This window comes from Winogradskyella jejuensis (genome assembly GCF_900129745.1).
Lineage (GTDB): Bacteria > Bacteroidota > Bacteroidia > Flavobacteriales > Flavobacteriaceae > Winogradskyella > Winogradskyella jejuensis.
Window position 1 is genome coordinate 1,088,750 of the sequence record NZ_FQWS01000002.1, and the last position, 18,195, is coordinate 1,106,944.

The following is an 18,195-nucleotide window of genomic DNA, read 5'->3' on the forward strand; positions in this document are numbered from 1 at the left end:
TTTTATGGATACTATTCTTCAGTTTCTTGGGCAAATCCCATGGTGGCTTTGGATTATCATAGCTTTGGCAATTGTTGCTATTAGAGACATTTTCTTTCAAAAGCGTCACACTATAAGTCATAATTTTCCTATCGTTGGCCATTTACGCTATTGGTTAGAGAGTATTGGCCCAGAAATGCGTCAGTATTTTGTAGCAAACAATCGTGAAGAATTACCGTTTAACCGTATTGAGCGTGGCTGGATTTATGCTTCAGCAAAGAAGGAGAACAACTACGAAGGTTTTGGTACAGATAGAGATATCTATGCGCATCAGCATATATTTATTAATAATGCAATGATGCCTTATAAAGTTGAGGATAATCATCCTAATGCCATCGATAAATGCTTTTTACCATGCGCAAAAGTCATGGGCGAATACAACAAACGTAAAAAGCCTTACCGTCCAGCATCAATTATAAACGTTTCTGCAATGAGTTTTGGTTCATTGTCTGCTAAAGCAGTAGAATCGCTAAATAAAGGCGTGAAAATAGCAGATGCTTACCACAACACAGGTGAAGGCGGTCTGTCGCCTTACCATAGTCATGGTGGCGATGTGGTGTTTCATTTTGGTACAGGATATTTTGGGGTTCGTGCGGAAGATGGTGGATTCTCCATGGAAAAAATGATTAAACTGGTTGAAGACAATCCTTTTATTCGTGCTATAGAAGTTAAACTATCACAAGGCGCCAAGCCAGGTAAAGGTGGTGTTTTACCTGGTAAAAAGATTTCTAAAGAAATTGCAGAAATACGTGGTGTCGAAGTCGGAAAAGATGTCTTATCTCCTCCAAATCATAAAGCTTTTTCTAATGTCCCTGAACTGGTAGATTTTATTGAAGCCATTGCGGAAGCAACTGGATTACCAGTAGGTATAAAAGCGGCTATTGGAAAATTAGAACAATGGGAAGAATTAGCTAAAATTATGAAATCCGAAAATCGCGGCCCAGATTTTATTGCTGTAGATGGTGGCGAAGGCGGTACAGGAGCTGCACCTCCAAGTTTTGCCGACCACGTCTCTTTACCATGGGTTTACGGCTTTAGCGATATTTATAAGCTCTTTCAAAAATATGGAATTGAAAAACGCGTTGTGTTTATTGGCAGTGGTAAACTAGGTTTCCCAGCAAAAGCTGCTATGGCATTTGCAATGGGCGTCGATTGCATCAATGTAGCCCGTGAGGCTATGATGAGTATTGGCTGCATACAAGCGCAAATCTGCCACACAAATCGCTGTCCTGCTGGTATTGCTACACAAAGTAAATGGCTACAAAACGGTATTAATATTCCTTTAAAATCTGAACGTTTGGCGCAATATTTCAAAACATTTAGAAAAGAATTGATAGAAATTACGCATGCCGCAGGCTACGAGCATCCTTGCCAGTTCAACATGACTGATATTGAAATGAATGTCGATGACCACAACCTAACTAAAGAATTCAACTCTACTTTTGGTTACAACAAAACACCTATAGATTTTAAAAGTATGCAAGACCTTAAAGATTGCATTTATCTCGGAGGAAAAACTAAAACCAAACAATTGCAGAATTAAGCCAAACCTATTATGTTTGCTAAAAACTAAAACTTATGACCTCAGATACTATCCTACAATTATTCATCAACCTACTACCAACATTCATTGTCGCAGCAATAGCATACTACTTTTTTAAAGGACATATCGATAATGAAAACAAACGAAGACGTTTTCAGCTACAAAGAAATACTCAAAAAGAATCTTTACCACTACGCTTACAAGCCTATGAGCGCATGGCTTTATTTTTAGAACGTATCTCTCCAAATAAATTGGTAGTTAGAGTAAGGCCAACTTCCTCAAAGAAAGAAGATTACGAAAACTTACTTATAGCAAGTATTGAACAAGAATTTGAGCATAATCTCGCACAGCAAATTTATATTACTGATGAATGTTGGAATGTTATCAATGCTTCAAAAAATGCAACTATTCAATTGATTAGAAAGTCTAGCTTAAGTGAAAAAGTAGACTCAGCAGACAAGCTTAGAGAAGTTATTCTTACTAATTTAATGGACAAATCTGCACCTAGTAATGCTGGTCTTTCGTTTATAAAAAATGAAGTGAGTGAACTCTGGTAGTTAGCTATGCTTTTTCTCTGCATAGTCATAGCCTTGCTGCCACCACTTCTCCATTAAGTGCTTACTAAATATCAAAGAGTTCTCTGTTAGTGTCGTTGGCGTGTAATACAGATTCAGTTTTGCACCTCGATTTTTAGCAGCTAATTTACCAATAAGAATATCGTTTCTTTCGTTTTGGTCTAAAAGATGCCCAAACAAATTCAGCATTAAAGAAAAAGGATTTTTACCCAAGACTTTTTGCCTATCCATAGTTTCAGCTTCTAAAACTATAGCGTCAACTTCGGTCGCACCACGAAGTATGGCTTCTCGTATAGGAATTACACTCCCTAAACCTCCATCGGCATATTCGTGACCGTTGACAACAGCGAGCGACATAAATGGTACGTAATTACAGGAAATCCAAATCCAATCACAAAATTCTTCGTAAGTACATTCTTGGATAGATTTGTACTCTACCCGATTCATAGACAAATTAGCTACCGTAATTACAACATCGTGCTTTTCCTTCTGAATTTTATTAAATTCCTCAAGTGTAAAATTCTTTCGGATATTCCGTTTTAATGCTTTGCTTTCACCAAACGTACGCTTCCGCTTTATAAATTGCCACAAGGAATTCACAAAATCTATTGATACATATTCACGGTCGCCTTTTTTACGCTGCACAAAAGGACTAACACTAAAAATATCATGTTGCTGCACGTTAGTAAATATATCATAGAGCTTTCCAATTTCACCACAAGCCAGATGCGGTACCAATAGACTACCTGTAGAAGTACCCAAAAACATATCGTACTCTCGGTTTTCGCGCTCCATGAGATACTGCGCTACACCACCAGCAAACGCGCCTTTACTTCCGCCTCCCGATATAACTAATGCACGCATTATGGTTTTTGATTAAGTGTTTCTAAAAGTTCTTTGGCAAACTTAACCATTCTCCAGTTGTGATGAGACTTTGCTTGCTCTAAATTAGACTTACAATCTGCATCACAAGCTTTTATTAAATCTAAATACTTGAAAGCATTCATTCTAAGCTCAAAATTATGCTCGGGATTGGTATAATTTTTTAACTCGTTAAATATCTCTTGTTTTTTATCCGTTTGATATTCTGGTGTATTTAAATGTAACACCAACCACAACAGGCGCACGTTTTTATCGTGAAAGCCTTGAAAAGTCTTTGTTTTGAATAAATATTGAGAACGTGATGTCGGGAAATTGACCCACAAATTGTACAGCGCATTCTCGATGGTTACATAAGAATCATCCGTTAGCAACGTTTCGTAATCCGCTTTTAATTCAGCAGGAATATTAGTTAGATATAGCGCAATGGCTTGGCGCACTTTCAAGCCTTCTTTAAAAGTTTCCTTAGACACTAAATCTGGCCGTTGTGAAATCACCTTAACCTTAGCCTCGTCTGACACATAATACTTTAAATAATCTTCGCATTTAGACGAATTTGCTTCGCAATACACCATGATGTATTCTTGAATGAATGTAGAATTTCGCCTCAGTAAAGTTAGCGCATCCTCAAACAGAAATGCTTCTGCTTTTATCCATTTTGAAACAAAGTCACTTAGAGACTGACCATAAAGCGCTTCAACTTCAGAAATAAAATCAGACGTTTCCACATTCGCAAATTGGTGTTTATTCAAATAATTAACGACTGCTTTTTTGAAGACAGCATCACCAACTTTTTCACGCATGGCATACAACACCCATGCACCACGCTGATAAAAGGTTAAACTACTTGATTTAGGATTGAGAAGCGACGTACCACTACCCGCCAAATCTTGTCGTGCTAAATCTTGTGCTGAATTGTAAAGTTTAAAATCAAAATAATCTTGACCAAACACTTCGCGCTCTGCCAAAAGTGCGTAGTACGTTGCAAAACCTTCTTGCAACCAATGATGCTCGCCAGAAGTCGCCGTTACCAAATCACCAAACCACTGATGCGCCAACTCGTGAGCATTAACGTTGACATAGTTTTTATCATTAAACCCTGTAGAATCGACCACAAATGCGTCAGAGAATATGGTTAAGCTCGTATTTTCCATTCCTGCATACAGAAAATCATGAACAGGCACTTGCTTGTAATTTTGCCACGGATATGCAAATCCAATTTCTTCCTCTAAAAAATCAAATATTTTCTTGGTATAACGATAGGTCGACTCAACTTTTAAGGAATCTTCAGGATAATAGTATAGTTCTAGAGGAATTCCACTTTTTGAGGTTTCTCTTTTTACATCGTATTTACCAATAGCTAGAGCCACGAGGTAGCTAGACATCGGATTTTTCATATTAAATGAAATAAGTCTTTTTCCAGAATGTGGATGATACATTTCAGAATCTATTATACCATTCGATGTAATTTTATAGCTAGAATAATACCACATCGATAAATCAAAAATGAATTTCTCATTCACATCATCAAAACTTGGTAGCCAATTACTTGTGTATTTGCCTTGCCCTTGAGTCCAAATATTCCACTTTTCGTTTCGCTTTAAAAAATAAAGTGCCTTTTTAGGCTTTGCTGAATATTTGAATCTTAGTTCATACAACCTGTTTTCTTTAAAATTATTACGGACAATCAAATGACTATCATCATTTACATACTCTACGTCTAAAATCTCAACATCCGTGTGAACACCTCTTTCTATGAGCTTATAATCGCTGAATGTCATATGTTTAGCATCTATGAAAATGGAGTCCGTATCTTTTACAATTTCAAAATGGTAAGTTAAACTTCCTTTCACTTTAGACGAATCTGGAATAATTGTGATAAAAGCATCTAACTTTTTAAAATCCACATATTCCGTTTGCTGCGCAGACAAAAACACCGAACACAAAAGACCAAATATGACTAAAAACTTCTTCATGCTGTAAAACTACACAAGGATAAGACCAAAATCAATTATTTAAGCAACTTCTCGATACATTCTGAAATAAATTTCAGAACACTCGAAGTGACGCATTGAGATTTTAATTGAAATCGGTAAATTCGCTTTATGAGTGTAAACCTCCAAACTCCTATCGACTATCTTAAAGGCGTTGGCCCAAATCGTGCAGATTTGCTACGCTCGGAGCTTGGAATAAAAACCTATCAAGATTTACTCAATCTTTTTCCTAACCGCTATATAGACCGTACACGTTACTACAAAATCAACGAATTACAACGCAACAATGCCGAAGTCCAAGTTATTGGGGTTATTACAGGATTTAGAGAAGTTGCCCAAAAACGTGGTAAACGCCTAGTGGCCGACTTTAAAGACGATAGCGGCATGATGGAACTGGTTTGGTTTCGCGGACAAAAGTGGATACGAGAGAGTTTAAAAATTGGCAAACCTTATGTTATTTTTGGGCGTACTAACTGGTTTAATGGCAGATACAGTATGCCGCATCCAGAAACAGAACTGTTATCTGAGCACGAAAAAAACTTACGCTCATCCATGCAAGCCATTTATCCGTCAACAGAAAAACTATCTAATAAAGGCGTGACAAATAAAGTGGTTTCAAAAATAATGCAGCAATTGTTTTTAGAAACTAAAGGCCGATTTGTAGAAACGCTTCCAGATTACATTCTAAAAGATTTAAAATTACTCTCTAAATCTGAGGCACTGTTTAACATTCATTTTCCTAAAACACCAGAGCTTTTAGCAAGAGCAAAATTCAGGTTGAAATTTGAAGAATTGTTCTATATCCAATTGCAATTAATTCTCAAAAATCTGATTCACAAATCAAAAATTAAAGGTCTAAAATTCGATAAAGTCGGAACGTATTTCAACACCTTTTTCAATGAGCATTTACCCTTCGATTTAACCAATGCACAGAAACGTGTTTTGAAAGAAATCCGATTAGATTTAGGTAGCAATGCACAGATGAATCGGCTTTTACAAGGTGATGTAGGTTCCGGAAAGACAATAGTTGCCTTTATGTCAATGCTCATGGGGCTTGACAACGGTTTTCAATGCTGTTTAATGGCGCCGACTGAAATTTTGTCAGTCCAACACTACAATGGATTATTAGAATTATGTAAACCATTGAATATCAGTATAGAAATATTAACTGGTTCAACTAAAACTTCAAAACGAAGAGAAATCCAAGAAAATCTTGAAAATGGCAATTTGCAAATCTTAGTTGGTACTCATGCCCTACTTGAAGATAAGGTGAAATTCAAAAATTTGGGCCTTGCTATTATAGATGAGCAGCATCGTTTTGGAGTGGCGCAACGAAGTAAATTGTGGAAGAAAGGACCAAAAAAAAATTCTCAAAGCCCTCCTCAATCCTCCCAAAGGGAGGAAGCTAAAAACGTGCTCAAAAAATATATGACGGCGCGACCATCAACATACAAGTTGATGAAAGAATTACAACAGGAAAACAAAAAAAATAGTACTGAAGCAGAGCGTATTTTATGGGAATGTTTAAGAGGAAAAAATTTAGATTTCAAATTTAGACGTCAACACATTATTGATGAATTTATAGTTGATTTTGTTTGTTTAGAAAAAAACTTAGTTATCGAAGTTGATGGCGGTTACCACAACAGTATTCAGCAAAAAGAAGTGGATGAAATTCGTACTGCTATACTCAAAGATTTAGGGTTTAAAGTCATTCGCTTTACTAATGAAGAAGTTATTGGAAATATCAATTCAGTATTAGACAAAATCTCCAGAACACTGAGTAAAATTCCACCTTTGGGGGAAAATAAGGGGGCTTCTATCCCACCCCACATTTTAGTGATGACAGCAACACCAATTCCAAGGACCTTGGCGATGTCTGTTTATGGCGATTTGGACATCTCCGTCATAGATGAATTACCTGCTGGTCGAAAACCTGTAAAAACGGTCCATCGATATGACAACAATAGACTTAAAGTGTTTCGTTTTATAAGAGACGAAATCGCAAAAGGCCGTCAAATCTACGTCGTATATCCATTGATACAAGAAAGTGAGAAAATGGATTATAAAGATTTAATGGACGGTTACGAGAGTATTTCTAGAGAGTTTCCGATGCCGGATTACCAGATTTCTATTGTTCACGGCAAAATGAAGCCTGCCGACAAAGATTACGAAATGCAACGTTTTGCCAAAGGTGAAACTCAGATTATGGTAGCCACTACGGTTATTGAGGTTGGTGTTAACGTCCCAAATGCTTCTGTAATGATTATAGAAAGTGCCGAACGTTTTGGTTTATCGCAATTACACCAGCTTCGTGGACGCGTCGGTCGTGGAGCCGAACAGAGTTATTGTATTTTGATGACCAGCCACAAATTGAGTAATGACAGTAAAACCCGACTAGAAACGATGGTACGCTCTAATGATGGTTTTGAAATTGCTGAAGTAGATTTAAGACTACGTGGTCCTGGTGATATTATGGGCACACAGCAAAGCGGTGTTCTTAATCTGAGAATTGCAGATGTGGTAAAGGATAAAGATATCTTACAAGAAGCTAGATACCACGCTAAAAAAGTATTAAATGCTGACCCTCCTTTGGGTTTACCGGAGCATAAAAGTATTCTCAATACATATAGAGAGATGAGCAGATACAAGAATATCTGGAACTACATATCTTAAACAGTATACATGACGCTTATCAGCGTTTTTAAGGGAGAGACTTCCTAACTTTAAGCTAAGAAATACTTAGCAAAATGCCACGTCCAAAATCTAAATCTGAATTAATTGAACTTAGTCAAGAAAACTTCAAAAAATTGATGACTTATATCAATGACTTAAGTACTGACTTACAACACCAAGAATTCCCTGCAGGTACTATGAACCGAAATATACGAGATGTTTTGGCGCATCTACACCACTGGCATACTATGATATTACAGTGGTACGACGTTGGTATGAAAGGCGAAAAACCAGACATGCCCGCAAAAGGCTATACCTGGAAAACAACACCAGAATTAAATCGGTGGATATTTAATCATTATGACGCCACTACATTAGACGAGGCAAAATCATTACTTTTTGAAAGCTATCAGCAAGTCCAAAAAATTATCAGTAAACATTCAAACGAGGAACTTTTTGAGAAAAAACGTTACAAATGGACAGGCTCTACATCAATGGGAAGTTACTTTGTTTCTGCGACATCGAGTCATTACGATTGGGCGCTTAAACTAATTAAAAAAGCCTTTAAATAAAAAAAAGGCCTGGCCACCAACCATTACCAGGCCTCCAAAACATAATTACTCGTGTTTTGATGAGTGATGAAATAATTATGAGGCCGTTACCTCTTTTAATCCTTTTTCTACTCTAGCTTTTACTCTAGCATTAGGATTTAGAGATAAAGCCTTCTTGTAATGCTTAATCGCTAATTTTTTATCGCCTTTTGCTTTATAAGCATCAGCTAAACTACCATGCCAATTCGCACTGTCAGGCGAATTTTTCACATTAGAATTAAAGTATTGAATTGCACGATTATAGTCGTTCGATTGTAACGCCAAATAACCTAGCCTATTGATTTGATTTGGATTAGACATTGCAAAAGCCTCGTCTAAGGTGCTTCCAAAACCTTCTGAGTCGCCTTTTTTGTTTAAAATATTGGCTTTAATTACAAGGCCATTGAAGGTTTTCTGACTAAAAAACTGACCTTCTAAACCTTTATTTATCCACGCCAAAGCTTCATCTAAATCACCATCATTATTCAACAACCAGTTTGCAGCCTGCTCCCAATGCTGACTAATAAACGCATTTTGCCCTGTTAGTTTAGACCTCAAGTCTTCAGTAACAATAGAACGCACATCAACTTCAATTTTAAAAGGAATAGCCTTCTTTTCCCATTGCAGCTCGGCAACAGCGTAATCGGCGCCAACCTGATCAAAAGCATAGGTTAATAGCTCTGTATGTGGTATATCTTTTAGTTTTACATCCACGCGTAAAGCGTCATTGGATGGGTCGTAGAAATAACTTCCCCAAGCCTCAGTATCCTTAGATAAAATTAGGGTTGCATTATCAGCATCCTTAACATTGATATGCAGTCCGTAAGTTCCTGCTGTTATAGCTTTACCTTCAACTTTGGCATCGTGGGTAAACGTAATTAGGGTATTTTCATTAGCTCCAGCACGCCAAGGCGCGGCTTTAGAGGTTCCGAAACCAAAATCGTTAAGTCCAAAAGGCACTAATTTCCCCCAGACTTCTCGGTCTCTCACACTAGGTCTAGAATAGGTAATGGTAACATCTGTTGTGCCAATACGCTGCATTACTGATGCCATTTGGCTACCACGCGGTGTATTTAATTGTGCCTGTAATGTAAACGAGGTACAAAGAAGCAAACACATTACAAAAGAAGTAATCGTAGTTCTCATTTTTTATATTGGTTTTTGATTAGTAGTACTGCCAAATTATACCAATCTTGAAAGTCCTCCTGTTAGGAAGATGTTAAAGAACTCTTGGAGGTTGTTAATTAACTAAACCTTAAGAATCGCCAAAAAACTAATTATCTTTGAATTCTTAAATCACGTTTATGTCCATGCTGCACCTAAAATTAGAAACTGACCCGCGATGGGTAAACATTGTTGAATCGAATATTGAAGAAATCCTTGTTGACCATGCTTGGTGCGAGCAAAAGGCCGCTACAAACGCCATTACCATAATTACACATAATAGCGAATATGAAGATTTAGTCACTAAACTTTTAGAATTGGCCAAAGAAGAACTAGAGCATTTTCAGATGGTGCATGAGATTATTAAAAAACGCGGTTATACTTTAGGTCCAAAGCGAAAAGACCATTACGTTAATCAATTATTCCGATTTATGAATCGTGGCGGAAACAAACTACAAAGTATGGTAGACCGCTTGTTATTCTCTGCAATGATAGAAGCACGTAGCTGCGAACGTTTTAAACTGTTATCCCAACGTATTAGCGACCCAGAACTGTCTAAATTCTATTACGATTTAATGGTCAGCGAAGCCGGACATTACACCGTGTTTATCACTTTTGCTAGAAAATACGGAAAAGGTATCGATGTAGAAAAACGCTGGAAAGAACTCGTAGAGTTTGAAGGCGAAATCATAAAAAGCTACGGTAAATCCGAAACTATTCACGGGTAAACTTTTAATAGATGCTCACCAAACTAGGCCAAAAATTTACGGACGGTTTTACCAAATACATGCCAAGCGCTTATGTATTTGCTTTATTGCTCACGCTAATCACAGGTATTTTAGCACTCACACTCACAGATGCTAAACCGATAACCGTTTTAGAAGGCTGGTACGATGGGTTTTGGAAACTCCTCGCCTTTGGGATGCAAATTGTATTAATTATTATTACCGCGTATTGTATTGCGCAGTCCAGTCCTGTAAAACAAGGGATTGACAAATTAGCTTTGGTGATTAAAACGCCAACACAAGTGTACCTAACCGTTATTGCTTTAGGCGCCTTATTATCGCTTATCAGCTTTGGTATGGTCGTAATTACTGCCATTTTAGGACGTGAGTTAGCCTTGCGAATAAAAGGTATCCACTACCCGTTTTTAGTGGCTTGCGTGTACTTTTCGTTTAATGGTTGGGTTTGCGGCTTATCGAGTTCTATTGCCTTGTTATTAAATACGGACAACAACTTTTTAATAGAAAGCGGCATTCTAGACCAGACCATTTCCACAAGTTACAGTTTAGGCTCCACACTAAACATTGCTATGATTGTACTCTTTGTTATTGTGTCGCCATTACTCATGTATTTGTTAATCCCAAAGTCTGCTAAAGGTAAAGAATTAAAAGATTTAACTAACACTACTGAAACGGAAGACAGCTCTGTAAAAGACGAAGCCTTGTCGTACAAACTCCCATTTAAAGCCGTGTCTGATGCCTTGAACAATGCGGGTTGGCTACAACTAAGTGTGGCGTTACTGGGCGTTATATACATTGTTTATCATTTTATTAAAAATGGGTTTGACCTCAATTTTAATATCATGATTTTTATCTTTTTAATCGCTGGGATGCTATTGCACATCACACCCATGCGTTACAGTATAGCCATGAAACGTGCCAGTAGCAATATCTCTGGTATCTTGTTCCAATATCCGTTTTACGCAGGGATTATGGGCATTATGATGGCTTCTGGTTTGGGCGCTTTAATAAGTGATGCGTTGGTAACAATTGCCACGCCAAAATCATATGCCTTTATCTCTTACCTAACTGGTGGCGTTATTAATTTTGCTATACCATCAGCTGGTGGTGAGTTTGCTGTGATTGGCCCAAGTATTATTAACATGGTACAAGAGTTAGGCGCTAACCTCTCACAAACCGAAATTATTGCCATGACCGCACGCGCATCTATGTCTGTAGCTTATGGCGAAAGTTTAAGCAATTTGTTACAGCCGTTTTTCCTTTTAATCGTTTTTCCTGTGATGGGTAAAAATATAAAAATACAAGCCCGCGATGTGGTGGGTTACCTCTTTATCCCTTTTGTGGCGCTGTTTTTGGTGCAATCGCTACTCGTTACTTACCTGCCTTTATAGACTTTTAAAATTACGTAGTTTTACGTATTGACTGGTATAGGTTAAAAAGTCTAACTTAGCTTATCAATCGATATATTCAATTATAGCTAATCTTATTTTAATGTTGTACACAAGCTTAAATTAACACATTTACACGTTAAATAATAGTCAATTTATGTTAATAAGTTTTAATTAATGATTTGCTTTTGAAAATACATATGTGTTAATTTTGGCACAAAAATAAACCTTCAGGTTGATTTTATGATAATTTTCCGTACATTTGACAAACAGTATCAAGGAGTTTACATTGCAAACTTTGATAATTGTTCGTTTTATCAAACACCAACAGAGCATGAAACAGAACTGGATAAAATACAGGATCAACTTCAAGACCCCTTGTTTGTACGGAATTTTATTAAATCTTCTAAATCGGGTTGGAAACAAGGTGCATATAAAAATCATAGCTTGGCATTTTTAACAAATGAAATTCTTCAAGAAGCTGGTGATTTGTTTGATAAATTAGATGAAATAAGTGAAAAATCTCAAAACGGTGATTGTTTTGAAACTTTGTTCGATGAATTTGTTGAATTATCAAAATCTGAAAGATATGATGACCCTGGAAGAAAAAAAATGTACACTTATGACCACGGATCTTTATTAAGACTATATGGAGTGCGAGTTGGTAACAGTGCTATTGTAATCACAGGCGCTGGTATTAAATTAGTCGATAAGATGGATACAGAACCTTTAATATTGGAATTAGATAAAATGACTTATTTAAAGTCATGGCTAAAACAAGAAAACATCACAGACTCTACCGAATTATAAAATGGAAAAAAACCTAAACAAAGTAGTTACAAAAACAGCAACTAAATGGAAAGAACGAGCTAAAAAAGATCGTTCCAACAGGAGAAATATTACAAGAGCTCAAGCATTCGCACTAGAGTTGTTGGATTATATGGATTTACATAAAATCAAACAAATAGATTTAGCTAATAGAATGGATGTAAGTGCTCAACAGGTAAATAAAATTCTACGTGCTAAAGCGAATTTAACATTCGAAACAATAGATAAGATTGCCGATGCTTTAGGAGTTGATATTTCATCCCCAAAAATAAAGTCAAGTAACAGGACTAATTCAGCTATTATTCAATATTCAATGCAAATTGTTCATAAACGCAAATACAGGACCATTGAGGAAGAATTAACCTCTGAAAAGATAGTAAAAAGAAATCCCGTTTTACAACCAAATATGGAAAACTTAGACCCATACAACTACACAGCCAAACAAATTTAAAAAGCTATGACATATAATAAATTAGGTTTTGCTTTTATAGGATTAAAAACTATGTCTTTTGCAATTATTGAGAAAGCCTACAAAAAAACTGGTGATACAAATTTAATGACTGGTTTAGGATTTGGTTTAGATATTGACGATCATACAGTGACTTGTAATACTCGCTTTTCTTTTGAGAAAAAAAAGGATCAACCATTTCTTGTTTTAGAAGTTCAAGGACTATTCGAAATAGAAAAAAATGACTTCTTAAATAAAATGAAACAAGATAATAAAACTTACCTTATAGCAAAAGGTCTTGCAGTTCATTTTGCTGTGTTGACAATTGGTTCTGCTAGAGGAATTTTACATGCCAAGACAGAAGGAACTCCATTTAATGAATATCTCTTACCGACAATTGATGTCCAAAATATGTTAGAAGAAGACGTTATTTTTAATTTTTAAAAGCCAGTGTATAACAATGGCTATAATTCATTACGACCGAAGTTCCTAATTGGAATTCATTGCAATTTACTATCTTTCGGTTACTGCGGAAAATCAGCTATGATTTTCCGCAAAGACTCATACACAAAACCGATAAGCGACACAAACCCTACTCCGCCAACAACTCTGCAATAAAGCTTTCAAATTCTGTTTTAAACTCGGTATATTTTTCACCTGTGGCTGGGCCATTAAAGCCTGTGTGTATTTTACGTACTTTTCCTATTTTGTCTATAAAAATTGAGGTTGGATACGACAATACATGGTTAAGCATGGGTAGTTTTTCAGCCGCTTTCTCTTTATCGTAGGTACCATATTGCGCTAATAAAACGGGGTAGTCTATTCCAATCTTAGAAGTTAAGCGCTCAATACGGTTAAAGGCTTTCTCTTCGGTTTTGGCAGACTCAAACGCCAAGGCAATAATTTCTAGGTCTTTGTCTTTGTTTTTGGTATAAAAGTCGGCATAGTACTTACTTTCATCCAAACAGTTTGGGCACCAAGTTCCCATAATTTGCACCACAACCACTTTGTCTTTAAAACGCTGGTCTTTAAGGCTTACCATCTCGCCTTTAGCATTAGGGAATGTAAAATCTATACTATCATAGCCGTCTTTTAAAAAGGTGAGGCTATCTGCACTTGGCAATTCGTAATCAGGGTTGCGCTTAGCTACAAAGGGCTCTTTCCAATGGTTACCCGAGTAAAACTGGCCTTCCATAGTAGAGTCGGTCACTTTTGCGGTAAATAAAAAGGCATGTGCGCCATCAAAGGTGGAGAGTTTTAGGATGTTATTATCCATAATCCCTTCGAGATAGCGGTAATCGCCAGTAGTAGTTCTAAACGTACCATACACAAAATGCTCGACCTGCTCAAAAATACCTTTGGCAATATACTCGTCGCCTTCAATACCTTGGCTAAACACGGCTTCCCAAACGCCATCTACAGAAGTCGATGTTGGGCTTTTTGGATGTTTGGCAAAACGCACATCATTGTTATAGGTTGCGGTAAACGGTACAATTCTGTCTAAACTTTCTTGAATGAATTGTCCTCTAAGATTGTCGCCATCAAACGTAGCAGCAAAATAGCCTTCAAATACAGGTGCGGTGATAAAAATAGAGTCGTTACGGTATTCGACCTCATCGACCTCAATCACTTCTTCAGCATTAAAAATCTTAAGCGTTGTTGGAGAAGTTACTCTAAAAATAAACGGTAACCCTTGCTTGTCCTGTACTTCTAAAACCGCTCTATAGCTTCCGTTTTTAAGGGTTTGTGGCGTTTCTTCGTTTTTACAAGACGTGAGTAATAAAGCAACTATAAATAGAGATAGGTATCGCATTAGAATAAGTTTGTATTAAAGTTCGAAATAACAACAAATACCTTACAAAAAAAAGCAAAGTCTTGGATATGCTACAGGTTTTTGTATTTGCGTTAAAAATTGAGAATTCATGTTTAATCATCTATCAAATTTTAATTGGCGTATATTTCATTAACCTACAAGTATTATTATCTTTGTCCCTTATATTTTTGACATTATGAAGATTTCATACAACTGGTTAAAGCAGTTTATCAAAATAGATTGGGACGCAGATAAAACAGGCGAATTACTTACAGACTTGGGTCTTGAAATAGAAGGCATAGACACTTACGAATCTGTAAAAGGAGGTCTTAAAGGCATCGTTGTTGGTGAGGTATTGACTTGTAAGCAACACCCAAATGCAGACCGACTAAAAGTAACTACCGTAAATATTGGTGAAGAAGCTCCTGTACAAATTGTCTGTGGAGCGCCAAATGTTGCTGCTGGACAAAAAGTACCAGTTGCGACTATAGGAACTACACTCTACACTGCTGAAGGTGAAGCTTGGAAAATAAAAAAAGGTAAGATTCGTGGTGAAGAAAGCCACGGAATGATATGTGCCGAAGATGAGCTTGGTCTCGGCGAATCTCATGACGGCATTATGGTCTTAGATACTAGCTTGAAAGTAGGAACTCCAGCTGCAGACGTATTTGAAATTGAAAACGATGCTATTTTCGAAATTGGGTTGACACCAAACCGTGCGGATGCTATGAGTCATTACGGTGTGGCTCGTGATTTAAAAGCTGGATTATTACAAAAAGATGTGAAATTAGAATTAATTACACCATCGGTAAGTTCGTATCATGTTGATGCACGATCGCTTAAAATTGATGTAGATGTACAAGATAAAGAAAGAGCGCCGCGTTATTGTGGTGTTACCATTTCTGGTATTAAAGTAGATGACTCACCAAGTTGGTTACAACACCGCTTAAAGTCTATTGGCTTAGCACCAATTAATAATGTGGTAGACATCACCAATTATGTCTTACATGAACTTGGTCAACCGCTACACGCGTTTGATGCTAACAAAATATCAGGAAATAAAATTGAAGTCAAAACCTGTGCTGCTGGAACAAAATTTACAACACTAGACGAGGTTGAACGCGAATTACACGAAGATGATTTAATGATTTGTGATGCCGAAAAACCGCTTTGTATTGCTGGTGTATTTGGAGGACTAAATTCTGGAGTTACAGAAGGTACAACGAGTATCTTTTTAGAAAGTGCTTACTTTAATCCTGTAAGTATTCGTAAAACCGCTAAGCGTCATGCACTAAATACAGATGCCTCTTTCCGTTTTGAGCGTGGCATCGATCCAAATATTACAGAATATGCACTAAAACGTGCCGCTTTATTAATTACTGAGATTGCTGGTGGTGAAATTTCTAGTGATATTTCCGATACTTATATTAATAAGATTGAAGATTTTCAAGTGCGTTTAAGCTTCGACAATGCTAAGAAATTAATTGGTGAAGAAATCCCAAGAGAAACTATAAAAAGTATCTTGACCTCTCTTGACATTAAAGTTAATAATGTCACAGAAACTGGTTTAGGTCTTACGGTACCTGCTTACAGAAACGATGTACAACGTGAAGCAGATATTATCGAAGAAATTCTTCGAGTATATGGCTACAATAATGTGGGTACAACTGAAAAACTAAACGCATCTATATCTAATTCCACACGTTTTGAAGACTATAAAATTCAAAATATCATTGGCAATCAATTGGCATCGCAAGGTTTCTTCGAAATCATGGCTAATTCATTAACTACTCCAAAATATGTGGAGTTAAGTGAACAATTAAAATCCGATAATAATGTAGAGATGCTTAATCCACTTAGTAATGATTTGGGTGTTATGCGTCAGTCATTATTATTTTCAGGATTAGAAGCAGTGGCATACAACATCAATAGAAAACGTAGTGATTTAAAACTGTTTGAATTCGGTAAAACGTACCACCAATATTCTGAGAACAGAGAAGAATACAAGCACTTATCCTTATTTGTTACAGGAAATAAAACTGAAGAACGTTGGAACTCAGCTGTAACGCCAAGTGACTTTTTCTATATGAAAGGAACTGTAGAAACTATTTTACAACGTTTGGGCTTAAACAGATTAAAGTCTGCTCCTACTAAAACAGACCTTTTAAGTGAAGGTGTATCACTCTCATTAGGTAAGAAAAAGTTGGTAGATTTTGGGCTCATTAAAAAATCAGTATTAAAACATTTTGGAATTTCTCAGCCTGTGCTTTTTGCAGATTTTAATTGGGATAATGTTATAGAAATGGGGCAACATAATTCTATTAAGTTTAAAGCCATTCCGAAGTATCCTGAAGTGCGTCGTGATTTTGCTTTATTAATAGACAATAGTGTGTCGTTTGATGATATCTATACCATAGCCAAGCAAACTGAAAAGCAATTGCTTAAAAATGTCAATCTATTTGATGTTTACGAGGGAAAGAATTTACCTGCTGGCAAGAAGAGTTACGCGGTAAGTTTTACACTTCAAGATGAACACAAAACGCTTAACGATAAGCAGATTGACAAAATCATGAGTAAGCTTCAATCTAATTTTGAGACCAAGCTTGGAGCAGAATTAAGGTAACTATGCAATTTAAGTCTTTCTTTATCACTTTCGTACTTGTCGCTAGTATGGGTTTGTCGCATGCGCAACAATTAAATTTAACTGCTAAAGACAGTGCACAAAATCTTTGGCAAATGGTAAAGCAAGACACCAAGTACACTTTAAAAAGTGTTGGACATTCCTTTACAAGACCTCTACATTGGAAAGGCGATGACTTTGCTAAACTCGGTATTTTAATTGGCGGTACAGCGTCGTTGACTTTAGCAGACAGAGAAGTTAGACGCGTTTTTCAGAGTAACGCAGAAGATTTCCCAACTGTAGTCCGTGATTTTGGTTGGTATTTTGGAAGTCCACAAAACTATTTTATGGCCAATGCAGGTCTTTATGGATTTGGACTTATTACCAAAAATGAAAAAGTACGTAAAACAAGTGTCCTTATTATTTCATCTTCAATTACCACAGGACTTATACAAACCTTTACCAAAAATGCTATTGGTAGAGCTCGACCAGGACGTAACGAAGGGCATTTAACTTTTAATCCTTTTGCTAACGATGTAGGCTATACCTCTTTTCCTTCTGGACATACCATTTTATCTGTAACTATGGCACATTCTATTGCCAAACAATTTGAAAATCCTTGGGTGAAAGTAGGCATTTACACTGTTGGTGCTATTCCGCCAATATCAAGATTGGTAGACGATGCACATTGGCTTAGTGATATTGCGTTTAGTACGGCGGTAAGTATTTTTGTTGTTGATGCCATTGACAAATTTCTAAATAAGCAAGATGCTTATGGCTTACCAAAAAAAGAAAAACAAATTTCTTGGAATTTAAGATTTGGAGCAAATCAGATTGGTGTGGTTGGTGTTTTTTAAAAAAAAGTATTCGCCACAAACATTATCATTTTCTTCACATT

General features: G+C 36.6%; 15 protein-coding genes. 11 read left to right on the plus strand and 4 right to left on the minus strand.

The features are described 5' to 3' along the window. Positions 1-4 precede the first annotated feature (4 nt). Together BUB95_RS12745 and BUB95_RS12750 are read left to right on the plus strand one after the other, a co-directional pair. Positions 5-1,582, plus strand: a complete 1,578-nt coding sequence (locus tag BUB95_RS12745) for an FMN-binding glutamate synthase family protein (RefSeq protein ID WP_073087060.1) — start codon at positions 5-7, stop codon at positions 1,580-1,582. 35 nt (positions 1,583-1,617) lie between these two features. Next, entirely contained in the window at positions 1,618-2,139 is a 522-nt protein-coding gene (locus BUB95_RS12750) for a DUF7935 family protein (protein ID WP_073087062.1), read from the plus strand. Here BUB95_RS12750 and BUB95_RS12755 read toward each other — a convergent pair whose 3' ends face one another. Both BUB95_RS12755 and BUB95_RS12760 read right to left on the minus strand, forming a co-directional pair. After that, positions 2,140-3,021 (minus strand): patatin-like phospholipase family protein, encoded by an 882-nt coding sequence (locus tag BUB95_RS12755; protein ID WP_073087064.1) that lies wholly within the window; start codon positions 3,019-3,021, stop codon positions 2,140-2,142. Beyond that, positions 3,021-5,012 (minus strand): M1 family metallopeptidase, encoded by a 1,992-nt coding sequence (locus BUB95_RS12760; protein ID WP_073087066.1) that lies wholly within the window; start codon positions 5,010-5,012, stop codon positions 3,021-3,023. The genes BUB95_RS12755 and BUB95_RS12760 overlap by 1 nt, the downstream gene beginning before the upstream one ends. A gap of 129 nt (positions 5,013-5,141) precedes the next feature. Here BUB95_RS12760 and BUB95_RS12765 point away from each other — a divergent pair, with 129 nt between their 5' ends. After that, a complete protein-coding gene (locus tag BUB95_RS12765; protein WP_073087068.1) occupies positions 5,142-7,703 on the plus strand; it encodes a DUF559 domain-containing protein in 2,562 nt (853 codons plus the stop codon). Between the two features lie 74 nt (positions 7,704-7,777). Further along, entirely contained in the window at positions 7,778-8,275 is a 498-nt protein-coding gene (locus BUB95_RS12770; protein WP_073087070.1) for a ClbS/DfsB family four-helix bundle protein, read from the plus strand. A gap of 75 nt (positions 8,276-8,350) precedes the next feature. Here the strand turns inward: BUB95_RS12770 and BUB95_RS12775 are convergent, their stop codons facing one another. Next, positions 8,351-9,439, minus strand: coding sequence for a DUF2911 domain-containing protein (locus BUB95_RS12775; protein ID WP_073087072.1), 1,089 nt, complete (start codon positions 9,437-9,439; stop codon positions 8,351-8,353). Positions 9,440-9,603: 164 nt separating this feature from the next. On the opposite strand from BUB95_RS12775, the gene miaE reads away from it, so the two are divergent. The 5 genes from miaE to BUB95_RS12800 all read left to right on the plus strand — a co-directional run bounded on the left by miaE (position 9,604) and on the right by BUB95_RS12800 (position 13,308). Next, the gene (gene miaE, locus BUB95_RS12780) at positions 9,604-10,185 is read left to right on the plus strand and encodes a MiaE family protein (RefSeq protein WP_073087074.1); all 582 of its coding nucleotides are present in this window, start codon (positions 9,604-9,606) and stop codon (positions 10,183-10,185) included. Between the two features lie 11 nt (positions 10,186-10,196). After that, positions 10,197-11,591 carry a short-chain fatty acid transporter gene (locus BUB95_RS12785; RefSeq protein WP_073087076.1) on the plus strand — a complete coding sequence of 465 codons (1,395 nt, stop codon included), beginning with the start codon at positions 10,197-10,199 and terminating at the stop codon, positions 11,589-11,591. A 240-nt stretch (positions 11,592-11,831) separates the two neighbouring features. Next, the gene (locus BUB95_RS12790; RefSeq protein ID WP_073087078.1) at positions 11,832-12,398 is read left to right on the plus strand and encodes a hypothetical protein; all 567 of its coding nucleotides are present in this window, start codon (positions 11,832-11,834) and stop codon (positions 12,396-12,398) included. A gap of 1 nt (position 12,399) precedes the next feature. Further along, positions 12,400-12,867, plus strand: a complete 468-nt coding sequence (locus BUB95_RS12795; RefSeq protein WP_073087080.1) for a helix-turn-helix domain-containing protein — start codon at positions 12,400-12,402, stop codon at positions 12,865-12,867. Positions 12,868-12,873: 6 nt separating this feature from the next. Beyond that, positions 12,874-13,308, plus strand: a complete 435-nt coding sequence (locus BUB95_RS12800; RefSeq protein ID WP_073087082.1) for a hypothetical protein — start codon at positions 12,874-12,876, stop codon at positions 13,306-13,308. A gap of 148 nt (positions 13,309-13,456) precedes the next feature. Here BUB95_RS12800 and BUB95_RS12805 read toward each other — a convergent pair whose 3' ends face one another. Beyond that, positions 13,457-14,677 carry a peroxiredoxin family protein gene (locus tag BUB95_RS12805; protein WP_073087084.1) on the minus strand — a complete coding sequence of 407 codons (1,221 nt, stop codon included), beginning with the start codon at positions 14,675-14,677 and terminating at the stop codon, positions 13,457-13,459. A gap of 196 nt (positions 14,678-14,873) precedes the next feature. Here BUB95_RS12805 and pheT point away from each other — a divergent pair, with 196 nt between their 5' ends. Further along, positions 14,874-17,300 carry a phenylalanine--tRNA ligase subunit beta gene (gene pheT / locus BUB95_RS12810; RefSeq protein WP_073087086.1) on the plus strand — a complete coding sequence of 809 codons (2,427 nt, stop codon included), beginning with the start codon at positions 14,874-14,876 and terminating at the stop codon, positions 17,298-17,300. 2 nt (positions 17,301-17,302) lie between these two features. Then, entirely contained in the window at positions 17,303-18,154 is an 852-nt protein-coding gene (locus BUB95_RS12815) for a phosphatase PAP2 family protein (RefSeq protein ID WP_073087088.1), read from the plus strand. Positions 18,155-18,195 lie beyond the last annotated feature (41 nt).